Origin of the sequence: Aminobacter sp. BA135 (assembly GCF_050859125.1) — a bacterium.
Lineage (GTDB): Bacteria > Pseudomonadota > Alphaproteobacteria > Rhizobiales > Rhizobiaceae > Aminobacter > Aminobacter ciceronei.
Map to the genome: position 1 here is coordinate 677,205 of NZ_CP139572.1, position 22,296 is coordinate 699,500.

The 22,296-nt window shown below is 64.6% G+C and carries 21 protein-coding genes; 4 read left to right on the forward strand and 17 right to left on the reverse strand.

The genetic code is table 11. The features are described 5' to 3' along the window. Positions 1-101 precede the first annotated feature (101 nt). The 6 genes from SLT36_RS03250 to SLT36_RS03275 form a co-directional block, all read right to left on the reverse strand. Entirely contained in the window at positions 102-971 is an 870-nt protein-coding gene (locus SLT36_RS03250; protein ID WP_432285806.1) for an SMP-30/gluconolactonase/LRE family protein, read from the reverse strand. Position 972: 1 nt separating this feature from the next. After that, positions 973-1,608, reverse strand: a complete 636-nt coding sequence (locus SLT36_RS03255) for a 2-dehydro-3-deoxy-6-phosphogalactonate aldolase (RefSeq protein WP_432285808.1) — start codon at positions 1,606-1,608, stop codon at positions 973-975. Further along, positions 1,605-2,546, reverse strand: a complete 942-nt coding sequence (locus SLT36_RS03260; protein ID WP_432285810.1) for a 2-dehydro-3-deoxygalactonokinase — start codon at positions 2,544-2,546, stop codon at positions 1,605-1,607. Before SLT36_RS03260 ends, SLT36_RS03255 begins: the two co-directional genes overlap by 4 nt. Further along, a complete protein-coding gene (locus tag SLT36_RS03265) occupies positions 2,543-3,310 on the reverse strand; it encodes an SDR family NAD(P)-dependent oxidoreductase (protein ID WP_432285811.1) in 768 nt (255 codons plus the stop codon). Before SLT36_RS03265 ends, SLT36_RS03260 begins: the two co-directional genes overlap by 4 nt. A gap of 254 nt (positions 3,311-3,564) precedes the next feature. Further along, the gene (locus tag SLT36_RS03270) at positions 3,565-4,908 is read right to left on the reverse strand and encodes a putative bifunctional diguanylate cyclase/phosphodiesterase (protein ID WP_432285812.1); all 1,344 of its coding nucleotides are present in this window, start codon (positions 4,906-4,908) and stop codon (positions 3,565-3,567) included. Between the two features lie 189 nt (positions 4,909-5,097). Further along, the gene (locus tag SLT36_RS03275; RefSeq protein ID WP_432285813.1) at positions 5,098-5,739 is read right to left on the reverse strand and encodes a hypothetical protein; all 642 of its coding nucleotides are present in this window, start codon (positions 5,737-5,739) and stop codon (positions 5,098-5,100) included. A 33-nt stretch (positions 5,740-5,772) separates the two neighbouring features. Here SLT36_RS03275 and SLT36_RS03280 point away from each other — a divergent pair, with 33 nt between their 5' ends. The 3 genes from SLT36_RS03280 to SLT36_RS03290 all read left to right on the forward strand — a co-directional run bounded on the left by SLT36_RS03280 (position 5,773) and on the right by SLT36_RS03290 (position 7,985). Continuing rightward, a complete protein-coding gene (locus SLT36_RS03280; RefSeq protein WP_432285814.1) occupies positions 5,773-6,420 on the forward strand; it encodes a TetR/AcrR family transcriptional regulator in 648 nt (215 codons plus the stop codon). Between the two features lie 147 nt (positions 6,421-6,567). Next, the gene (gshB, locus tag SLT36_RS03285; protein ID WP_432285815.1) at positions 6,568-7,512 is read left to right on the forward strand and encodes a glutathione synthase; all 945 of its coding nucleotides are present in this window, start codon (positions 6,568-6,570) and stop codon (positions 7,510-7,512) included. A 71-nt stretch (positions 7,513-7,583) separates the two neighbouring features. After that, positions 7,584-7,985 (forward strand): VOC family protein, encoded by a 402-nt coding sequence (locus SLT36_RS03290; RefSeq protein WP_182574473.1) that lies wholly within the window; start codon positions 7,584-7,586, stop codon positions 7,983-7,985. Between the two features lie 128 nt (positions 7,986-8,113). On the opposite strand, the gene cml is transcribed toward SLT36_RS03290, so the two are convergent. Beyond that, complete coding sequence (gene cml / locus SLT36_RS03295) at positions 8,114-9,298, reverse strand: CmlA/FloR family chloramphenicol efflux MFS transporter (RefSeq protein WP_432285816.1); 1,185 nt, start codon at positions 9,296-9,298, stop codon at positions 8,114-8,116. Positions 9,299-9,647: 349 nt separating this feature from the next. Beyond that, the gene (locus tag SLT36_RS03300; protein WP_432285817.1) at positions 9,648-10,688 is read right to left on the reverse strand and encodes a diguanylate cyclase domain-containing protein; all 1,041 of its coding nucleotides are present in this window, start codon (positions 10,686-10,688) and stop codon (positions 9,648-9,650) included. A 282-nt stretch (positions 10,689-10,970) separates the two neighbouring features. Here SLT36_RS03300 and SLT36_RS03305 point away from each other — a divergent pair, with 282 nt between their 5' ends. Then, positions 10,971-12,503, forward strand: a complete 1,533-nt coding sequence (locus tag SLT36_RS03305) for a YifB family Mg chelatase-like AAA ATPase (RefSeq protein ID WP_432285818.1) — start codon at positions 10,971-10,973, stop codon at positions 12,501-12,503. Positions 12,504-12,734: 231 nt separating this feature from the next. Here the strand turns inward: SLT36_RS03305 and SLT36_RS03310 are convergent, their stop codons facing one another. The 9 genes from SLT36_RS03310 to dnaK all read right to left on the reverse strand — a co-directional run bounded on the left by SLT36_RS03310 (position 12,735) and on the right by dnaK (position 22,228). Then, positions 12,735-13,364, reverse strand: a complete 630-nt coding sequence (locus tag SLT36_RS03310; RefSeq protein WP_432285819.1) for a transglutaminase-like cysteine peptidase — start codon at positions 13,362-13,364, stop codon at positions 12,735-12,737. A 300-nt stretch (positions 13,365-13,664) separates the two neighbouring features. Next, a complete protein-coding gene (locus tag SLT36_RS03315) occupies positions 13,665-14,936 on the reverse strand; it encodes a polyhydroxyalkanoate depolymerase (protein WP_432285820.1) in 1,272 nt (423 codons plus the stop codon). Positions 14,937-15,230: 294 nt separating this feature from the next. Continuing rightward, on the reverse strand, positions 15,231-15,518 hold the full coding sequence (locus tag SLT36_RS03320; protein WP_055982026.1) for a DUF1330 domain-containing protein: 288 nt from the start codon (positions 15,516-15,518) through the stop codon (positions 15,231-15,233). Between the two features lie 146 nt (positions 15,519-15,664). Next, complete coding sequence (gene pyrF / locus SLT36_RS03325) at positions 15,665-16,366, reverse strand: orotidine-5'-phosphate decarboxylase (protein ID WP_432285821.1); 702 nt, start codon at positions 16,364-16,366, stop codon at positions 15,665-15,667. After that, positions 16,363-16,959: an NADPH-dependent FMN reductase gene (locus SLT36_RS03330; protein ID WP_067965870.1), complete on the reverse strand. Its 597-nt coding sequence runs from the start codon at positions 16,957-16,959 to the stop codon at positions 16,363-16,365. Before SLT36_RS03330 ends, pyrF begins: the two co-directional genes overlap by 4 nt. Before the next feature lie 90 nt (positions 16,960-17,049). Then, positions 17,050-17,655 (reverse strand): phospholipid N-methyltransferase PmtA, encoded by a 606-nt coding sequence (gene pmtA / locus SLT36_RS03335; RefSeq protein ID WP_432285822.1) that lies wholly within the window; start codon positions 17,653-17,655, stop codon positions 17,050-17,052. Between the two features lie 99 nt (positions 17,656-17,754). Continuing rightward, a complete protein-coding gene (gene dnaJ / locus SLT36_RS03340) occupies positions 17,755-18,888 on the reverse strand; it encodes a molecular chaperone DnaJ (protein WP_432285823.1) in 1,134 nt (377 codons plus the stop codon). A 165-nt stretch (positions 18,889-19,053) separates the two neighbouring features. Continuing rightward, positions 19,054-20,193 carry an acyltransferase family protein gene (locus SLT36_RS03345; RefSeq protein WP_432285824.1) on the reverse strand — a complete coding sequence of 380 codons (1,140 nt, stop codon included), beginning with the start codon at positions 20,191-20,193 and terminating at the stop codon, positions 19,054-19,056. A 118-nt stretch (positions 20,194-20,311) separates the two neighbouring features. Beyond that, a complete protein-coding gene (gene dnaK, locus SLT36_RS03350; protein ID WP_432285825.1) occupies positions 20,312-22,228 on the reverse strand; it encodes a molecular chaperone DnaK in 1,917 nt (638 codons plus the stop codon). Positions 22,229-22,296 lie beyond the last annotated feature (68 nt).

The window sequence follows — 22,296 nt, forward strand, 5'->3', positions numbered from 1 at the left end:
ATCCCCGTCGTCTCAGGCTTGCCGGAAAACCGACCTGTTGCCATCGTCCGGGCGACAAGGCCCGCCAGTTGAAGGACTGCAGAGCGAGCGCTTGCCGCGCCTCAGATCAGTACGTTCGGCTCATGCCGACCATTGACCTTGATGTCGAGCAGGAAGGTCTTGCCGGCATGCGGATCCGCCCGGCGCGCTTTGGCGCTCATGCCTTCGGCCGCCGAGGTCACCACCATCCGGTCGGCGGCGTGCCCGACGAAGGCCGGGCACGAGGTCTGCACCGCCGGCACTGGCACGCTGCGCACCAGCTTGCCGTCGGGCGCATAGGCGTCGACGCGGCCGCCGCCCCAGCTGGCGTTCCACAGCACCCCGTCGCGGTCGACGACCGAGCCGTCGATGTCGCCCCTGTCGCCACGACGATCGACGAACAGTTTTGGTTCGCCGAGCGGCAGGCCGGTGTCGGCATCGCAGTCGAGACGGTAGAGCAGGTTGACGGCCGTGTCGGTGTAATAGGCGGCCTTGCCGTCAGGGCTGAAGCAGATCGAATTGGGAATGCTGATTGCTGGATAAAGCAGCCTGAGCTCGCCGCGGAAGAACCAGTAGATCGCACCGGCGCCCGCCTCGGCCTTCTTGCCCATGGTGCCGAACCACAGCGCCCCGCACGGATGCACGCGCGCGTCGTTCGAGCGCGTGCCGGCATTGGCGGCCTCAACCGACATATGCAACGTCAGCTTGCCGGTTGCCGCATCGCGGACATGCAGCCCGGTCTCGGTCAGCAGCAACTGGCGCTCGCCGTCGATCGTGGCAATCGCGCTCGCCATCTCGGCGAGCTGATGGATGCGCGTCTGTCCGCCGGACAGCTTCTTCTCCAGCATCCGGCTGTTCAGGATGTCGAACCAGTAGAGCGTGTCGCTGGCCGGATCATAGGTCGGGCCCTCGCCCAGCGCGCAGGCCTCGTCGGACAGGATGGTGGCCACCATGTCACGCGCCTTTGCCGATGGCGTCCCAGCCGGCCACGGCCGCCCGGGCGCGTTCGCCGACGTCGGCAGCACTCATGCCGGGTTTGTAGAGGCTGGAGCCGAGCCCGAACAATTGCACACCGACCTTGGCGTAAGCGGCGAAATCGACCTCGGACACGCCGCCGACGACACCGACCTGCGTCTCCCTGGGCAGCACGGCGCGGATCGCCGAAATGCCGCCTGGCCCGAGCACGCTGGCAGGAAAGAACTTCAGCGCCGAGGCGCCCAGCCGCAGAGCCAGGAACGCGTCGGTCGGCGTCATCACGCCGGGCATCGTCACCATTTTGTGCGCACCCGCGCGGGCCATCACCTCGGCATCGATGTTGGGGCTGACCAGCAGCCGCCCGCCGGCATCGTGAAGCCGATCGACATCCTTGGCCCACACCACGGTGCCGCCGCCAACCAGTGCCGCAGGCAGCGCCCTGGCCAGGATCTCGATCGAGCGGAACGGATCGGGCGAATTGAGTGGCACCTCGATCGCCTCGATACCAGCATCGAACACCGCCTGGCCAACGCCAAGCGCCTCCTCCGGTTTCAGGCCGCGCAGGATGGCAACCAGCCCGCGGCCAAGCTCGGGGAACGGTGCAGTCACGCTCATTCAGCCACTCCTTCAGCCAGCATCCCATTGCGGCGGGCAGCGGCCACCAGGCCGGCCAGCACCGCTTCATCGGCATCGGCGATCGTCACCGCAATGCCATCGAGGCGCATCGCCTCGGCGTAGAGCCCGCCCAGCGCGCCGGAGACGACAAGCACGACAGGCGTTTCGCGCCGACCGAAGCGCCTGACCGCCGAGGCAACCTCGGCGCCGATCAGCAGCCCCGAAAGTGCCGCTGCCGCATCGTCCTGGCCGAGTCCGGAGAGCAGGCCGGCGGCGCGGATGCCGAACAACCTTGCGCCGATGTCGCCGTCGGACAGCGCTTCCCCGCACCAGTCGCGGAAGACCTTGCTGTCCGGCGACACCTTTGCCGGCTTGTCGCCGATCGAGTGGCGCAGGATCGAATGCTGGGCCAGCACCGAGAACATCTCGCCGGTCGGCCAGGTGCCGAAACTCTGGATGGCGCCGCCCGTGGCGGTCACCCATTTGCAATGCGTGCCGGGCATGCAGACGAGATGGCTGCCCGCTCCGATCAGGGCGGCAATGCCGGCGAGCTGGGTCTCCTCGCCGCGCATGACATCGGGCGCCCGCGGGTCGCGCTGGGCCAGTCCCGGCACGATGCGGACGTCGCGGCCGGCACCCGACACGGGCACGGCGGCGCCCAGAATGTCGGCCAGCGACGACGGCACGTCGACATAAGGCGCCTCGACCCAGCCCTGGCGCGCACCTGCCATGCCGCAGACGATCGCCGGCAGGTCCTTCGCCGCGCCCATGTCCTGCAGCTGCCTGTCGAGAACCGTGGCAAAACCCTTGTGTTGTGCCGTGAGCAAGCCCTCGTCGCTGCGCCGTTCGTCCAGCACCGTGCCCTTGGTGTCGAGCAGCCAGACACGCAGCCTGGTCGTGCCCCAGTCAACGGCCGCTATCGTGGGCGTAGCACTCACAAGATACCTCCATCGACGATCAGCGTCTGTGCCGTCAGCATTTTCGACGCGTCCGAAGCCAGGAAAAGCACCGGCCCGACCATGTCTTCCGGCAGCATCATCCGCTTGATGCACTGGCGCGAGATATGCGCCTTGAGCAACTTCTCGCTGACCCACAATTCGCGCTGCCGCTCGGTGATCACCCAGCCCGGCGCCACCGCATTGACCCTGATGTTGTCGGGGCCGTAGCGCCCGGCAAGCCCCTTGGTCAGGCCAACGATCGCAGCCTTTGCCGCCGTGTAGGCCGGCATGGCGCCGATGTTGAGCATATAGGAGGTCGAGCTGAAGTTGATGATCGAACCGCCGCCGGCCTTGACCATGCCCGGCGCCACCGCCTGGATCGTGAAGAAATGCGGCTTGATGTTCACCGCCTGGTTTTCGTCCCAGCTCTCGGGCGTGACATCTGATACCTCGTGGCGCAGGTCGTTGGCGGCGTTGTTGACCAGCACCGTCACCGGACCGTGCTCTTCCTCGGCGCGGCCGACGGCCCGGCGCAGCTCCGAGATGTCGCGAAGGTCGGCGCGCAGATAGAGCGGCCGGTTGCCGGTCGCCTGCTCGATCTCGTCACACAGCTCCTGGCTCGGCTTCAGCGCGATGTCGATGAAGGCGACCTTCGCGCCCTGTCGGGCAAACGCCTCGGTCAGCGACGCACCGATGCCGGTGCCGCCGCCAGTGATCAGCACCGACTGGCCCTCGAGATCAGGAAAACGTGCCGATGGCATCATGATCTTTCCCCTCGCCTCGCCCACTTCCCCCAAAGCCGGACATGCCCACCGTCATAGAGCAAGATCGCAAGAAGTGGGAACCGGTTTTCGGAAAAGATCGTGATCGCTCACGGAAAAATCGGAGCATCCTGCCGGAGCCTCGAACGGGAACAATCTATCACGCCATGCTCCCGGACCGGCGCCCCGACCTTGTGTTCGCGACGGGTGCAGCACAGCCACCGCGCGACGCCAGAAGTGATGTCAGGACATGGCGGTCAGACCGCCCGGGCGAAGCTCCCGCCGCGATGGGCTTCGCGCAGATAGCCGAGCGTGGCGTCGGCGTCGGCCGGACGACCGAACAGATAACCCTGCCCGCCGGCACAGCCGAACTGCGTCAGCCGTTCCGCCTGCGCCTCCATCTCGATGCCTTCGGCGACGACATCCATGCCGAGGCCTTCGCACATCGCCAGGATGGCGCGGATGATGTGTTCGGACGGCCGGTCTTCGAGGATCGAGGCAACAAAGGCGCGATCGATCTTGAGCTTGTCGAAGCGGAATTCGCGCAGGCGCCCGAGCGACGATTGGCCGGTGCCGAAATCGTCGAGCGAGACACGGATGCCGACGCGCCTGAGATCCTCGACGATCTTTTCGGCCGAGGCGGGATCGGTCATCAGGCCGGTTTCGGTGATCTCGATCTCGAGGCGGCGCGGATCGAAGCCGGTGCGCTCGAGGATCGACAGAATGTGCAGGCCGGTGTTCTGGTCGACCAGCTGCGACGGCGACAGATTGAATGACAGGAACATTTCCTTCGGCCAGCTGCGCGCCGCTTCCGCCGCCTTGCGCAGCACCAGCTGCGACAGCGGGCCGATGATGCCGCGCTCCTCGGCGATCGGAATGAAGACTGCCGGCGAAACGAAGCCGAGGTCGCGGTCGGTCCAGCGTGCCAGCGCCTCGAAACCGATGGTGCGGCGGCTGTTGAGATCGACGATCGGCTGGAAATGCGGCGCGACATCGCCGGCGGCAACCGCACGGCGCAGCGCCTGCTCGATGCGGGTGACGCGCTTGGCCGCCTCCTCCATCTCGCGGGTGTAGACGACGACGCGGCCGCGACCCGAGCGCTTGGCGTGATAAAGTGCTGTCTCGGCCTTGCGCACCAGCGTCTCGGTGGTGTCGTCGCTCGAATGAAACAGCGAGCAGCCGACCGACGCCGACAGGCGCGCCGTGCGCTCGCCGACATCGTAAGGTGCCGACAGGATCTCGATCAGCATGCGCGCTTTCTCGGCCGCCGCATCCTCTGAGAACACCAGCGGGTAGAGGAAAGCGAACTCGTCGGCGCCGATACGCGCCACCGCCGAATAGCCATCGCAGGCGGCGCGCAACCGCATTGCCACCTGGATCAGGATGTCGTCGCCGGCGCGGTGTCCGAACAGGTCGTTGATCGGCTTGAAGCCGTCGAGATCGAGGATGCCGACGGTGAACGGCGCGGGGTCCTCGGCGCGGTCGCCGATCAGCCTTTCGACCTTGTCGAAGAAACGACGCTGGTTGCCCAGCCCGGTCAAGGCATCGGTGAAGGCCAGATCCGCCGTTTCCCTGTCCGAATGGCTGACGCCGATAGGCATGCTTTGTCTCTGTTCTGCTAATATTTGCAACTGCTGCAGCACAGTGCCAGCAAAGCGTTTAGGAATTGTATTCGATCAGCTTGCCGTGCGGATTTCGACACGGCGTCGAAACCGGTTTCAGCGATGGCAATCCGGCGCTGCCAGAATGCTGGATCCAGGCGCCAGTCAGCCATCAAATTGACGCGCAAGCTAAGCGCCTTGCCCGGCCACGCCGCGCTTGCGGCCGCGCAATTGGCTCATCAACCGGAGCGCGATCGCGGCAAGGATCAGTGCCATGTAAGGCCAGTACATTCCCGGGTTCAGCACCGCCCGGCGCCCGAAATTGACGACAAAGAAGACAGCCAGGAACCAGGCGCCACCGCCGTGGATGATGCGCCAGGCTTTCGGCCCGATCGCGGCAGCCGTCCGGTCGAACGACGTTGCCGCCATCAGGATGATGGCGAGATAGCCGGCGCCGCCGGCGATGAAGGCGGCGGGCGCCGTGAGCTCGTCGAACAGCACTGGGTCGAGCTGCGACAATGCGGTGATGGCGGTGGCATGGACGCCGTGCGAAAAGGTGAAGGTCAGGCCGAAATGGCGGCGGTTCGCCCTGATCCAGCGCGACATGGCCGATGGCCAGAGCCAAGCCAGGCTCGAGGCGGTGAAGGCGAGCACGAACAGCATGAGTGAGGTGCGTGCGGTCAGCCTGATCACCATGCGCGCGCCGTCGACCGGATCGCCTGCCAGGCCGGCAGCAGCGCCGCACGCCGCCAACGCGACCAAGCCAAGCCAGCCTGTCAGCCGCCAGCCGCTGGGCGGCCATCTCGAAGTGCTTTCGGGCCAGACCCGCATGATTTTTCCTACTATGTAATCACCGCTTACATCATGACCAACTCTTCCCGCGCGGCCTATCATCACGGCAACCTCGTCGAGGAGCTCATCGCCGCCACCATCGGGATGATCGAGGAGAAGGGCGTCGACGCCGTTTCGGTGCGCGAAGCCGCAAAGCGCGCCGGCGTTTCGCCTGCGGCCCCCTTCCGCCATTTCGCCAACAAGACAGCTTTGATGACGGCGGTGGCCGAGCAGGCGATGGGCCGCTTGACCTTGTCGGTCCAGCAGGAGCTGTCGGCGACCGGCGACGCCGACCCGGTCGAGGGCCTGCGCGCCATCGCGCGGGGCTATCTCGCCTGGGCGCTCGCCAATCCGACGCATTTCGACGTCATCGCCTCGCGCACGTTGATCGACTTCCACGGCTCGCCGAAACTGACCGGCGAAACCGAGGCGATCCGCCTGGTCATGCTCAACCTGATCGCCCGCGGACAAACGTCTGGCCGGATATCTGCAGCCCTTGCCCCCGACGCGTTGATGCTGTCGGCACGCGCCTTCATCTATGGCCTGTGCCGGATGTGGATCGACGGCCACTTTACCGAATGGCATGTCGAAAAGCCGGCCGGGCAGGCCATGGCCGAAGCGGTCGAGCTGTTCATCGACATGATCGGCGGGCGCCATGCGACGAACCGCTCCGGGACCTAGCATCGGCCAGCCGATGCATCGGGTGCATTTGTTCGCATCCGCCGCCATTGCATAAGGCCGGCAAATTGCTACATCCTCGTCACCGCAGAGCGCGACCGGAGCCCGGCCCGCGCGACAAGATTACCGAAAGCCGCGCCGGAGACGTCCATGCCGCTCAAGATCGCCGTCCAGATGGACCACATCTCCACCGTCAACATAACAGGCGACACGTCGTTCGCGCTGTCGCTGGAGGCCCAGCGACGCGGCCACGAACTCTACCACTACACGCCCGACCGGCTGTCGATGCGCGATGGCAAGGTCTTTGCCCGGATCGAGAAGCTCGAGGTCAGCGACGTCAAGGGTGACCACTTCACCCTCGGCGAGCCCGTCCGCACCGACCTGTCGGAGATGGACGTGATCCTTTTGCGCCAGGATCCGCCCTTCGACATGAACTACATCACCACCACCCACATGCTCGAGCGCATCCACCCCAAGACGCTTGTCGTCAACGACCCGGCATGGGTGCGCAACAGCCCGGAAAAGATCTTCGTCACCGAATTCGCCGACTTGATGCCGGAGACGCTGATCACCAAGGATCCGCAGGAAGTGGCCGCCTTCCGCAAGGAGTTCGGCGACATCATCGTCAAGCCGCTCTACGGCAATGGCGGCGCCGGCATCTTCCACCTGCACGAGGCCGACCGCAATCTGTCGTCCCTGCTCGAGATGTTCGGCCAGCTGTTCCGCGAACCCTACATCGTCCAGCGCTACCTCAAGGACGTGCGCAAGGGTGACAAGCGCATCATCCTGATCGACGGCGAACCCGCCGGCGCCATCAACCGCGTGCCGGCCGAGCATGACGCACGTTCCAACATGCATGCCGGCGGGCGCGCCGAGAAGACCGAACTCACCGAGCGCGAACGCGAAATCTGCGCCCGCATCGGCCCGTCGCTGCGCGAACGCGGTTTCATCCTCGTCGGCATCGACGTCATCGGCGACTACATGACCGAGATCAACGTGACCTCGCCGACCGGCATCCGCGAAGTCAAGAAGTTCGGCGGCGCCGACATCGCCGCGCTGTTCTGGGATGCGGTGGAGAAGAAGCGGGCGAAATAGCCACCCGCCCTTTCGCCTGCGTCGACATCACGACCCACGTCGATGAAGTTGACCACCATGGAGGCAAGACAATGGAACTGAAGCGCGGTCGTTTGATCGACCATCTGCATTTGCGCACCCGCGACCTCGCGGCAAGCAAGCGGTTCTATACGGCCGTGCTTGGCGTCCTGGGGATTCCGATCATCGATGGCGGCGCGCATTTCTACGCCGACGAGCTGTGGGTCGACGCCGGCGAGCAGTCCAGCCGCGTGCATGTTGCGTTTCAGGCTACCGACCGTAGTGTCGTCGACCGGTTCCATGCCGCAGGTCTTGCTGCGGGCGGCAAAGACAATGGCGCGCCCGGCGAGCGCGCCTATCATCCCGGCTACTACGCAGCCTTCCTGTTCGATCCCGATGGCAACAACATCGAAGCCGTGTTTCACGGCCCCGCCAACCGCTCGGTCGACGCGGTGACGATCACCTGGGCTCCATAACAAGGACAGCGTGATCCCGTCGGTGCCTGCAGCCGGCGGAGATGGCGGCAACTCCGGCTTCAAGCGCCGCGCCCCTGACGAGGGGACGCGGCAAAGGGCGGCCTGCAAGGCCCCCTGGAGTCACAGACTTACCCCACCTGCAACCACCTCAGCCCGCACAGCGTCGCAATTGCCATGACCGCGCAATAGGCGGCGAGCGGCCAGGCTGTGTCGCCGCCGAGCATGACCACCGCCAGCGTGCCCATAAGGCCGACGATCAGGCTCTGAACGCAGAAATAGAGCGCCACCGCGGTGCCTGCGGCATCGCCGAACGCTTCGAGCGCGCCATTCGCCGTCACCGCGCCGGCAAAGACGATGCCGATGGCGATCCCCCACATCGGCATGATGAAGGTCGCGAAGGAGGGTTGGCCGAAAAGCTGGCCAAGACAGAGCAGCACTGCGCCTGCGAGCAGCATCGCCATGCCGCGCTTCAGGCTGCCGGGTATCCCCCAACGCGCCACGAACAGTTTGGCGAAGCGCGTGGTGACGATCATGGCCACCGCCACGGTGGCAAAGACAAGACTGAAGCCGAACTGCGAATAGCCGGCGCGATCGATGAGCACGCGTGGCGCCGTCGAAAAGAAGACGAAGAACGCCCCCATCGCGGCGCTGAAGCCCAGCGTATAGACGAGGAAGGCCGGGCTCTTGAGGATCGCCCGGAAGGCGGGGCGCGACTGGGTCGTTTCGGGCCGGGTCTCGTGCCAACGCAGAAGCGCATTGACCATGGCCAACACGGCGAGCAGGCCGAGCGTGGCGAAGATCGCCCGCCAGCCCAGGCCATGAGCAATCAGCGCGCCGGCGATCGGGCCGAGCGCCGGCACGAAGGCCAGAATGGCGCTGAACAGACTATAGATCACCGCGCCTTCCGGCCGCTCGGCATAGGCGTCGCGTACCGTGGCGAAGGTGGCGACGAGTGCCGCGGAGGCGCCCAGAGCCTGGACGACGCGCAGGGCGACGAACAGCGGCGCCGAGCTGGTGACGGCAAGCAGGAACGAGGCGGCCGCAAACAGCAGCGCGCCGCCGAGCAGCACCGAGCGGCGGCCGATCCTGTCGGAGATCGGGCCAAAGATCACCTGCCCGAGGCCGAGCACGATCATGTAGAGGCTCAGCGTCAGCTGGACGACGTCGGGCGTGGTGGCGAGGATTGCCGGCATCTCCGGCACCACCGGCAGGTAGATGTCCATGGCCAGCGAGGCCAGGATGTCGAAGGGCGCCATCAAAAGCAGCGCCGCGGGCAGGGAATGGCTCCACGTGGGAGAGTTTCGATTGGGCATGACTTTTCATCCGCACAAATGAATTTCATCTGGCGGCGATCTGCCACTTCGTTTGTCGATTACATCGGCTGGATATCAGGAAACGATTTCCCGCAACCGCGCCGGACCGATCAATGATCAGGAAATGAGGGGGCAGGGCGCCGCAACAACGTCTTGGTGTTGTTGCGGCCTATCTGTCTGCGGACTTGGCTGCACCCATGTTTGTCTCGCGGAGAAGCGCGGTGGCGCCTTGATTAGCTCGCGACTTCCTAGCAGTGCGCCTGGCCCGGAACAACCCCGGGCCTCGGAAGGGCGCGGCTCGGGCGGCCCCGCCGAAAAACCAGCTCGCCAGCAAAAGCGCAGTCGCGCCTCAGGCGGCGCGCGGGTTTCTCACCCCGGCGGCCTCGGTCGCCTTGAAGATCCGGAAGGTGTTGCGACCCGCTGATTTGGCGGCATAGAGCGCGGTATCGGCGCGTACCAGCAGATCCGAGGGGCTGCGGACTTCATGAATCGCGATGCCGATCGAGGCGCCGAGCTTCAGGGCCCGGCCGCCGTGGTCGACCGGTCTGCCCAGCCTGTCGATGATCTGGCGCGCCAGTTCCGAGATCGCCGCAAGGTCCAACTCCGGCCCCACCAGCACGGCGAACTCGTCGCCGCCGATGCGCGAGACGAGCTCGACGCCGGCGCAGGCGTTTTGCAGACGCCGGGCTACTTCCTTCAGGCACTCGTCGCCGGTGACATGGCCAAAGGTGTCGTTGATCTGCTTGAAGCCGTCGAGGTCGACGAGCAGCAGCGCTCCGAGCGGAGGCCGATCGTCGGCATCGGCCGTCAGCTCCGCCAACTTGGTCTGGAACCGGCTGCGGTTGGCAAGCCCGGTCATGACGTCATATTCGGCGAGATAGCGGGTCTGGTCGGCCAGAATCTTCTCTTCGGTGATGTCCTGCTTCATGCCGAAGATACGCACGGCAACGCCATCCTCGCATTCGACGCTGGCAGTGATTCGGATCCAACGACGATTGCCCTTCGCCGTCACGATCTCGGCGTCGAGGCCGAAGCCGGTGCGCTCCGCAATGCCCTTGCTGCGCTTGGCCTGCAGCTCGATGGCGGAAGCTGCCGTATAGCACTTGACGATCTCTTCGCGGACGAGCGGCGATCCGCGCGGCAGATCGAACAGATCATAGACCACATCGGTCCAGTGCAGCGCCTGGTCGGCGAGGTTGCATTGCCATACGCCGATGCGGGCAGCGGCTGAGGAGCGGTCGAAAATCTTCTGGCTGTGCGCCAGCGAGGCCGCTTGTTCGCGGATCAGCGCCGTCTGCGCCTCAAGCCTTGCCTCGAGCCCCGCGATGATGGCGTCGCTCTGCCTGAGAACGGCCCGCCGCCGTATGTGCCGCGATGACGGACTGCGCATGTGGATAGCCCCTGTTTCGGGCAGAGCTTCGCGCGGCGGCGCTTAATATTCCCTCTCTCTAATGCCGCAAGGGCAGATTGCTGCGCACCAGGGTTAACGTATCCCGAACGCACCCATGCCGACGTGCATGTTCTTGAATTGTTCTTGCGCACCTTTGCAATCTATGCTTGTCTTTGGCTGAGGCTTGCGCAGGCGAGGGGCCGCCTGCCGGTAGCAACGTGCATGAAACGCCACAGCGCATCCGTGCGGCCCCAAGGAGCGCGGCGCTACAGGGAGGGCAGCATGGTTTCGCGCGTGCGCACTGTCGCGTTCCAGGGCATCGAGGCGGTTCCCGTCGACGTGCAGGTGATGGTCGCGCCCGGCAAGGTCGGCATGCAGATCGTCGGCCTGCCCGACAAGGCGGTGGCCGAAAGCCGCGAGCGGGTGCAGGCGGCGTTGCACGCGTCCGGCCTGTCGATGCCTGCCAAGAAAGTCACCATCAACCTTGCCCCCGCCGACCTGCCCAAGGAAGGCAGCCATTACGACCTGCCGATTGCGCTCGGGCTGATGGCAGCACTCGGCGCCCTGCCGGGCGATGCTCTCGCCGCATATGTCGTGCTCGGCGAGCTGTCGCTCGACGGCACCATTTCGGCGGTGGCAGGTGCGTTGCCGGCGGCAATCGGCGCCAATGCCGAGGGCAAGGGGCTGATCTGCCCTGCCGCCAGCGGACCGGAAGCCGCCTGGGCCGGCGCCGACATCGACATTCTGGCGCCGCGCAGCCTGATTGCCATCGCCAACCATTTTCGCGGCACCCAGGTACTTTCCCGACCCGAGCCCGGCATTCGTGCTGCGGCGCGCGACCTGCCCGACCTCGCCGACATCAAGGGCCAGGAAAGCGCCAGGCGAGCCCTCGAAGTCGCCGCTGCCGGCGGCCACAACCTCTTGATGGTCGGCCCGCCTGGCTCCGGCAAGTCGATGCTGGCGGCGCGGCTGCCCTCGATCCTGCCGCCTTTGTCGCCCAAGGAACTTCTCGAAGTGTCGATGATCGCCTCGATCGCCGGCGAACTCGCGGAAGGCAAGCTCACCGACCGGCGCCCGTTCCGGGCACCGCATCATTCCGCCTCGATGGCGGCGATGGTCGGCGGCGGCTTGAAGGCGCGGCCGGGCGAAGTATCGCTCGCCCATCACGGCGTGCTGTTCCTCGACGAGCTCCCCGAATTCACACCACAGGTGCTCGATTCTTTACGCCAACCGCTCGAAACGGGCGAATGCATGATCGCCCGCGCCAATCACCGCATCACCTATCCGGCACGCATCCAGCTGGTCGCGGCGATGAACCCGTGCCGCTGCGGCATGGCCGGCGAACCCGGCTATCGCTGCCTGCGCGGCACGCGCTGCCAGTCCGATTATCAGGCGCGCATCTCCGGGCCGCTGCTCGACCGCATCGACCTGCGTATCGAGGTCCCTGCGGTCTCGGCCTCCGACCTGATCCGTGGCGGCAAGTCGGAAGCCAGCACTGATGTCGCGCTGCGTGTCGCGCGGGCACGGACCATCCAGCGCGAGCGCCTCGAACGCCACGGGGTGTCGGGTGCCACCACCAATGCGCAGTGCGCCGCAGGCCTGATCGAAGACATCGCCGCGCCCGATACCGCTGGGCTTTCGCTGTTGCGCGACGCCAGCGAAAAGCTCGGCTTTTCCGCCCGCGCCTATCACCGCGTGCTCAAGGTGGCACGCACGCTGGCAGACCTCGATGCCAGCGAAACCGTCGGCCGCATTCACCTCGCCGAGGCGATTTCATATCGCATCAGCGCCGAGCGCATGGCGCAGGCGGCGTAGAGGAGGAGGGAACACCCCAAGCGCAGTTCAGGCAGGCTGTCGCCTGGGATAGCAGGGCAGCAGACGCAGGCCGATGGAAAGCGAGCAGCTGAGGCGAACCTGACAACTTATGCGGCGCCGGCAGAACTCAAATTCGAAGCTCTGGACGGCCAAGCGCTTTTGCGCCATCGCTTGCTTCGGCCCGGCGGGCACCACATCCTGCGCCAAGCGTAGCTGGATCGCGAAGAGGCGTTACTTGACCGAGCCGACCAGCATCGGCTGGCCTTCGCGGATCGTCACCCAGCGGCCGGTGTTCTCGCTCGACTGGCGCTTGAGGTAGCTGTAGCCGGTCTCGTCCCACTGGCGCACGGCATCGGTCAGATTGTCGAGGATGAAGTCGCCCTTTGAGGTGCGCACGGTCAGCACCGCATGACCCTCGCCATCGGGCTTGCGCACCACCGTGATCAGCAGGTTGGACAGCTTCAGACCTTCACGGTTCAAGGTCCTGCGCTTTTCCAGCACATAGTCCTCGCAGTCGCCTTCACCGTTGTCGGGGTAGGTCCAGACCTCGTCGCGGCCATAGATGTCGATGTCGTTCATCGGCTTGACGGCGGCGTTGACCGAGACGTTGACGGCGACGATCTTGCGCCACATCGCGCCTGTCATCTGCTCGGGCCCGGTGTCGCGCGACCGGATCGAGCACTCGGCCGGGTTGAGGCGGCAGAAATCGTAATGGCCGATCGGCTGCGACGTCAGCCCGCCCGTAATCATCGGCTGGGACGCAGCAAAGGCTGCGCCGGCGGACAAAACCACGCCCGTGATCAGCCCGAAAAACACACCGGTACGCCCCGCCGCGTACCGTACGCCTGCTGCGGAAATCATCTGCCCCGCTCGCCCCATTTACATCGTTAACAAAACGTTAAGAGCGAGGGGCAGGCAGAGTCAATCAAAGCTCGCGGCAGATTGCAGACATGGTTACCGCAGCGGCGGCCAAGCGATAATTGTGCAACAGACGCACGGCACGGCGGCCGGACAACCGGAGCCGGCTTTCGCCAACCGCGCTGCACGAATTCAACGAGTTAGGGTGCCCTGTACCCGAAAAGGCGCACAGAACGCAGAAAGGCCCGGCGTTTGCACCGGGCCTTGCCTGTGGAAAAGATGAACCTGACTGTGCGGCGGCCGTCAGGCCTTGCGCACCAGCCGAGGCTTGGCCGCCTTGCGTGCGGAGGCGCCATAGCTTGCCATGAAGTCGACGATGCGGGGCACGATCTCGGCGCGGAAGCGTGAGCCGTTGAAGACGCCGTAATGGCCGACAGCCGGCTGCATGTAATGCGCCTTCATGTCCTGGGGAACGTTCACGCACAGATCATGCGCTGCCTGCGTCTGGCCGAGGCCCGAAATGTCGTCGTTCTCGCCCTCGACGGTGAACAGCGCGACGTTGCGGATTGCCGAGGTGTCGACGGGCTGGCCGCGATGGGTCATCTCGCCCTTGGGCAAAGCGTGGCGCACGAACACGGCGTCGACCGTCTGCAGGTAGAATTCGGCGGTCAGGTCCATCACCGCCAGATATTCGTCATAGAAGTCGCGGTGCTTCTCGGCGCCGTCGCCATCGTTCTTCACAAGGTGCATGAAGAAGTCCTTGTGGGCGATGATGTGGCGGTCGAGGTTCATGGTCATGAAGCCCGACAGCTGCAGGAAGCCCGGATAGACCTCGCGGGCAAAGCCGGGCGCCGGCCACGGCACCTGCATGATGACGTTGTCGCGGAACCAATCGATGCTCTTCTTCTCGGCAAGCGCGTTGACGGCTGTCGGATTGCGCCTGGTGTCGATCGGTCCGCCCATCAGCGTCATCGTCGACGGCGCGAAGCGGTCACCGCGCGCCTCCATCACGGCGACTGCGGCGAGCACCGGCACCGAAGGCTGGCATACCGCCATCACATGGGTATCAGGCCCCAGCGCGTGGAACATGTCGATGACGTAGTCGATGTAATCGTCGAGATCGAACTTGCCTTCGGCCACCGGCACCATGCGGGCATCAGCCCAGTCGGTGATGTAGACGTCGGCATGCGGCAGCATCGCCTCGACGGTGCCGCGCAAAAGCGTCGCATAATGGCCCGACATCGGCGCCACGATCAAAAGCTTGGGGTCTGGACGGCGGCCGGCGGGCAGGTCGCGCTCGAAGCGGATCAGGTTGCAGAACGGCCGCGACCAGGCGACCTTCTCGGTCACCGCCACCGGCTGGAAGTCCACAACCGTCTTGTCGAGACCGAAAGCCGGCTTGCCGTAGCGCCGCGTCGTGCGCTCGAACAGCTCGGCCATCGCCGCCACCGAGCGTCCGACCGGCATGTGCGAGAACGGGTTGAGCGGGTTGGAGTAGAACAGCTTGACGGCGTCCGCATAGGCGCGGGCCGGCTGCAGCGCAGCATGGGTCGATTCATACAGCTGGTAAAACATGATGTCCTCATACGGCCATTCGGGGAGGCGAGCCGGCCGGAGGCCCGTCATGCAATGCAGCGAAGTTAACAAACATCTGCTGCGATGCAATATCTCACTTGGTGTGAAACAGGCTCATTCTTTGGTCCAAGCTGTTGAAAATCCGTTTCCAATCGCGCCGCCGGCTCAGCACCTGTCGCCCTTGACGTTGTGCGACGCCGAAAGACCCCGAATCAGCCCCGGCGGCCAAACACCATCGCCCCGCCGGGCAAGACTGCACGGCGGAGCAGGACAATTCAGAGCGTTGTGAAGCTGCTAGATGCCTTCGACCAGCATGATTTCGCCATCGGCAAACTGCTGGCGGATCGACTTGGCGTGCTGGTATTCGGGCGAGAAGTAGCAGTTGCGCGCGTCGTCCATCGAGGCGAACTCGATGATCACGTTGCGGGCCCGGCCAGGCCCCTCGACCGCCTCATGTGCGCCGCCACGGGCGATGAACTTCGCACCGAAGCGTTCGAAGGCCGGCTTGGCCGCAGCGACATAGCCCTTGTAGCCCTCGGGGTCGCGAACATCGACGCGTGCGATCCAGTAAGCCTTGGTCATTCTTTCCTCCCGGGCTGCCCCATCTTCAAAAAGCGCTGTGACGAGCCGACTGGTGTTGTTGTCGAGCACCGGAGCGCAGTGGACATTCAGGTCCGTGAGCACCGGAAGCGGAGACAACCGCAGCGGGCGTTCGTCACAGAGGAATCTTAGGCTTTTGCCATTTCCTCAAGGATAGCCTGCGCCGCAGCCTTCCTGTCAACCGCGCCGACGATCGGGCGGGCAACGACGAGGTGGCTCGAGCCGTTGCGCATGGCGTCGGCCGGGGTAACGACCCGCTTCTGGTCGCCATGGTCGCTGCCTGCAGGGCGGATGCCCGGCGTCACCACCGCCATGCCTGGCCCGACGACGCGGCGCACTGCCGAGGCTTCGCTGGCCGAGCAGACGATGCCGCCCATCTTTGCCTGCAGCGCCTGTTCGGCGCGGCGCAGCACCAGCGTGTGCGGGTCGTATTCATAGCCCGCGTCGATCATGTCCTTTTCGTCCATCGAGGTGAGGACCGTTACCGCGAGCAGGCACAGGTCGCTGCCTTTGGCTGCCTCGACCGCCGCCTTCATCGCCTTGGGATAGGCATGCAGCGTCAGCATGGTCATGCCCATCTTGACGATGTTTTCGACGCCCTTGGCCACCGTGTTGTCGATGTCGAGCAGCTTCATGTCGAGGAACACCTTGGTGCCGCCGCTGGCCAGCTCGCGGGCGAAGTCGAGCCCTCCGGCAAAAGCCAGCTGGTAACCGATCTTGTAGAAGCTCGCGGTGCCTTCGAGTTCGCGCACCGCTCTTTCGGCTTCCTTGACGGTGGGCAGGTCAAGGCCGACGATCAGCCGGTCGCGTACAGTGTCTATGCTGCTCATGGTTCTACCCTTCGCGACATCATGGTGGCTCGTTCGACAAGCGTTTGGCACAGCCGCTGCATGCCCTTGCGCAGGCGCTCCTCGCGGAATTCGCCGTTGTCGTCGAAGGCTTCGCTGCCATGCGGCACCGAAACCTGCGGCGAAATCACTTCCATCTGAATGTGCGACAGCACCGCGCGCAGGTGAGTTGCGCTGCGGATGCCGGCGAAATGGCCGTCGGAGGACGAGCATATCGCCACCAGCTTGCCGGCATAAGGCTGAAGCCGCCTGCCGCCGTCGCTACGCACGCGGCTGACCCAGTCGATGGTGTTCTTGAGCAAGGGCGGCATCGAGCCGTTATATTCGGGCGTCGCGATCAGCACCGCGTCGTGCATGTCGATCAGGCGGGCGAGCCTGACGGCGTTTTCGGGCACGCCGTCGCGTTCCTCGAGGTCTTCGTCCATGATCGGCAGCGGATAGTCGGCGAGCGAGATGCGCGTCACCTCGGCACCCTGCAGCGCCAATTCCTTCTGCGCTATGTCGGCCGTGCGGCCGCTATAGGCGCCGGCCCTGATCGAACCGGCAAAGACGAGAATTCTGGGAACGAGCGGCATCATCCATCCTGTGGCACGCCCGGCAAGACGCACCAAACATCGTGGCGACGGTATAGGGGCGATCAGCCGGCCAAATCAAGGCCGCTGTGCTCAGTGCTTGGCGCGGCGATAGACCCAGAGCTGCGTCGGCGGAATGTTGCGGATGATGAAGTCGAAATGCTCGACGGTGTAGTTGCCGAGGCCCGGAGGAATCGGCGACTTCGGGCCGTAGGTCAGCTGGATCACCGGCCGTCCGGCAGGGATGCGCTTGAGCAGGCCCTCGAGATAGGCAACGCGGCTGGTGACCGGAAAGTTGAGCAGCGGCACGCCCGAGACGACCGAATCGAAGATCAGGTCCTTGTTGTCACCGAGCGTGTTGTCGAGGTCGAAAGCATCGCCCTCGATGACGTTGACGCCTGGGTAGAGGCGGCGCAGGTGCTGGACGAAATCGGCTGAGTATTCAACCGTATAGAGATCCTCGGGCTTCACGCCATGGGCGAGGATCGCCTTGGTGATGACGCCGGTGCCGGGCCCGACTTCCAGGACCGGCAGGCCGGAGCGGGTGTTGATGACCGAGGCCATGCGCTTGGCGGTGACCGAGCTGGTCGGCACGATCGAACCGACGGCCTTGGGCTTGTCGATCCAGCCCTTGAAGAACTTCAGTTCGTCGTCGAACCTTGCCGCAAGGGTTTTGCGCAATCCGGAACCGCGTGGCATCGCTTCGATCTCCTCACCGCTGCTGGGGGGAGAAATAACAGCAAAGTGGGCCAGCGCAAGCAGAAAGCTGGCTCAATTTCCGTTACGGCAGAAACATCCTCATTTATCGCCGAAGGACTCGAAAAAGTCCTTCATGCGCGAGAAGAAACCGCTCGACTGCGGCGAGTTCTCGGTCGACGACAGCTTCTCGAATTCCTCGAGCAGTTCGCGCTGCCGCCGCGTCAGGTTCTGCGGCGTCTCGACGGCGGTCTGGATGTAGAGATCGCCGACCTGCGGCTGGCGCAGCACCGGCATGCCCTTGCCCTTGAGGCGGAACTGGCGGCCATTCTGGGTGCCTTCGGGCACTTTTACGCGGGTCTGGGTACCGTCGAGCGTCGCCACCTCGAACTGTCCGCCCAGTGCGGCGGTGGTCATCGAGATCGGCACCTTGCAATAGAGATCGGCACCATCACGCTGGAAGAACTCGTGCGGCTTGACCGACAGGAAGATGTAGAGATCGCCTGACGGGCCGCCGCGCAGGCCGGCCTCGCCTTCATTGGCGAGACGGATGCGGGTGCCGTCCTCGATGCCCGAGGGGATGTTGACAGACAGCGAGCGCTCCTCGGTGACGCGGCCCTGGCCGGCGCACTTGCCGCACGGGTCCTTGATCGTCTGGCCGCGGCCCTGGCACTGCGGGCAGGTGCGCTCGATGGAGAAGAAACCCTGGCTGGCGCGCACCTTGCCGTGGCCCTGGCACATCGAGCAGGTCACCGGCTGGGTGCCGGGCTTGGCGCCCGAACCGGCACATTCGGTGCACAGGATCGAGGTCGGCACGCGGATTTGCGCGGTCTTGCCGGCAAAGGCCTCCTCGAGCGAAATTTCCATGTTGTAGCGCAGGTCGGCACCGCGCTCGCGGCCACCCGAGGAGCGACGGCGCCCGCCGCCCATCATGTCGCCGAAGATGTCCTCGAAGATGTCGGCGAAGCCGCCGGCGCCAAAGCCCTGGCCGCCGCCATTGCCCATGCCGCCATTCTCGAAGGCGGCGTGGCCGAAGCGGTCATAGGCGGCGCGCTTCTGCGGATCCTTCAACGTCTCGTAGGCTTCGTTGATTTCCTTGAACTTGTGCTCACACGCGTCGTCGCCCGGATTGCGGTCGGGGTGGAACTGCATGGCAAGCTTGCGGAAGGCCGACTTCAGCTCCTTCTCGTCGGCGCCCTTCTGGACACCCAGCGTTTCATAGAAATCAGCTTTCATATCTTCCCGTCACTGCCTCGGCGCGATCCACCGGATTGCGCCATCGGTGGTAATAGGCCCCGATTTAGTAAACCATGCGCCGGTATGCCATAGGCCGGTTGGCCGAAGCGGCAGATTTCGGCAGAAAATCGGCTAAATTTGCAACCATTGTGGCCTTGGGGCCGCTCAAGCGATACGGCGACGTGCCGCTTTGGGTTTTTCCAACCCCAACCGGGAATTGAGATACTGGCTCACCGGCCCCTCAAAGTAGCGGTCCGAGGCCATCGCAACCACCAGGACGGTCGCCGCCGGCACCAGCCAGAAGGTGTAGAAGCCGACCAGATCGAGCGGTTCGACCAGCTTGCGCCAGACCAGCGCCAGCAGCAGCGTCTCGATGACGGGGTGGATCATGTAGATGCCGAACGAGACACGACCGAGCGGATGCAGCGGCTTGAGAAAGAGCGCGCCGTCGGGATTGTTGCGCTCGGCAAGGGCGGCGAGGAACGTTGCGGCAGCCAGCAGCAGTACGATCACATAGGCGTTTTGCTGCGTTGCCATGGCAGCGACCGCCAGGACGAAGGCCAGCCAGCCGGGCAGGTGGCTCGAAAGCCTGAGCTTCGAACTGCGCACTGCCATCGCTACCATCGCGCCAAGCGCGAAATCGACGAAGGCGCGATAGGCGCCCCAGGTGTTGGCCTCGAGCCAGCTCGGAAACGGGATCCAGCCCAGCACGACCGCCGTTTCCAGCACGGTGACGGCGGACGCCGCCACCACCGCCAGCCCCCACATGCCGTGACGGCGATAGGCAAGCACGATGACCGGCAAGGCGAGATAGCAGAACCACTCCGCTGACAGCGTCCAGCTGACATAGTTGAAGGTAAGATCGTCGGTCAGCCCCCAGGCCTGGACCAGCAGCAGATTGGCGGGCAGTGCGGTCCAGGCATAACGCTCGGGCTGCTGGGTCTGCACCAGGCCGAAATGCAGTGCTCCGGCAACAATGCAGAAGAACAGCAGCGTCACCAGATAGAGCGGGTAGAGCCGGGCGAGGCGGCGCACGATGAATCGGCGGAACGAGCTGGGCTCGGCCATCAGCGTGTCGGCATAACGCAGCATGATCAGGAAGCCGGAGATCATGAAGAACATCTCCATCAGCGGCATCAACCGGTAAAGCGCAGCACTTGCCGCCTCATGCCCTGATGGGGCATAGCGCAGGAAATGCCACATCATGACGGTCAGGGCCGCGGCGAGCCGCCAGGCTTCGAGTGTCCTGAAGTGCATGCCGCCCTCCGCCACCGCGCAGCCGAGGTTGGGGTCGGCCAGGTCCAATCACAGCCTGCCTGTACTTTCTTTCCTTAAGCTTAAACGCCAAAAGCGCCGGTATTCGACACAAAAGAAAAGCCCGGCACAATGGCCGGGCTTTCGCTTAGACTGGATGCCGAACCGATCAGGCCGACTTCTTCTTGTCGTCGTTGTCGTCGATCTCTTCGAAATCGGCGTCGACAACGTCGCTATCCTTGGCAGCGTCGGCTGCGGCGTCAGATTCCGCCGCTTCCTTCTGCGAAGCCTCGTACATCGCCTGGCCGAGCTTCATCGAAGCTTCGGCGAGCGCCTGCGACTTGGCGTTGATCGCTTCGGCGTCGTCGCCTTCGGTCGCGGTCCTCAGGGCTGCGATCGCATCCGAAATCGCAGTGCGGTCAGCCTCGGTGACCTTGTCGCCATATTCCTTCAGCGACTTCTCCGAGGAGTTCAGCAGGCTTTCGGCCTGGTTGCGTGCCTCGACCAGCGCCTTGCGCTTCTTGTCGGCCTCGGCATTGACCTCGGCGTCCTTGACCATCTTCTCGATGTCGGCGTCGGACAGACCACCCGATGCCTGGATCCGGATCTGGTGCTCCTTGCCGGTGCCCTTGTCCTTGGCCGAGACGTTGACGATGCCGTTGGCGTCGATGTCGAAGGTCACTTCGATCTGCGGCACGCCGCGCGGTGCGGGCGGAATGCCGACGAGGTCGAACTGGCCAAGCATCTTGTTGTCGGCAGCCATTTCGCGCTCGCCCTGGAAGACGCGGATGGTCACTGCCGACTGGCTGTCCTCAGCCGTCGAGAAGACCTGGCTCTTCTTGGTCGGGATCGTGGTGTTGCGCTCGATCAGGCGGGTGAACACGCCGCCCAGCGTCTCGATGCCGAGGGACAGCGGGGTCACGTCGAGCAGCAGCACGTCCTTGACGTCGCCCTGGAGCACGCCGGCCTGGATGGCAGCACCGAGAGCAACCACCTCGTCGGGGTTGACGCCCTTGTGCGGCTCCTTGCCGAAGAACTGCTTCACGATCTCCTGGATCTTGGGCATGCGGGTCATGCCGCCGACCAGGACCACTTCATCGATCTCGCCTGCCTTGAGGCCGGCATCCTTCAGCGCTGCCTTGCACGGCTCGATCGTGCGCTGGACGAGGTCGTCGACCAGCTGTTCGAACTTGGCGCGCGACAGCTTCAGCGTCAGGTGCTTCGGGCCGGTCGCGTCAGCGGTGATGAAGGGCAGGTTGATTTCAGTCTGGGTCGTCGACGACAGCTCGATCTTGGCCTTCTCCGCAGCTTCCTTGAGGCGCTGCAGGGCAAGCTTGTCATTCTTCAGGTCGATGCCCTGTTCCTTCTTGAACTCGGCCGCCAGGTACTCAACCAGGCGCATGTCGAAGTCTTCGCCGCCCAAGAAGGTGTCGCCGTTGGTCGACTTCACCTCGAACACGCCGTCGCCGATCTCGAGAACCGAGATATCGAAGGTGCCGCCGCCAAGGTCATAAACGGCGATCGTCTTGCCTTCGGTCTTGTCGAGGCCATAGGCGAGCGCAGCTGCGGTCGGCTCGTTGATGATGCGCAGCACTTCCAGGCCGGCAATCTTGCCGGCGTCCTTGGTGGCCTGGCGCTGGGCATCGTTGAAATAGGCCGGAACGGTGATGACGGCTTTCTCGACCTTCTCGCCGAGATAGGCTTCCGCCGTTTCCTTCATCTTCTGCAGGATCATCGCCGAGATCTGGCTGGGCGACTGCTTCTTGTCGCCCGCTTCAACCCAGGCGTCGCCATTGTCACCCTTCACGATGTGATAGGGGACCAGCTTCTTGTCCTTTTCGGTGACCGGATCGTCGTAGCGGCGGCCGATCAGGCGCTTGACCGCGAAGACGGTGTTTTCAGGGTTGGTGACCGCCTGGCGCTTGGCCGGCTGGCCGACGAGACGCTCGCCGTCGCCACTAAAGGCGACAATGGAAGGGGTCGTGCGTGCGCCTTCCGCGTTCTCGATGACTTTCGCGTCCTTGCCGTCCATGACGGCGACGCAGGAATTGGTCGTTCCCAGATCGATGCCGATAACTTTTGCCATTTTAGTACTTCTCTCCGCTAAGCAGGCTCTCTGGACCCATGAAGGCGTTCCGACGAAAGCCCCTGTTC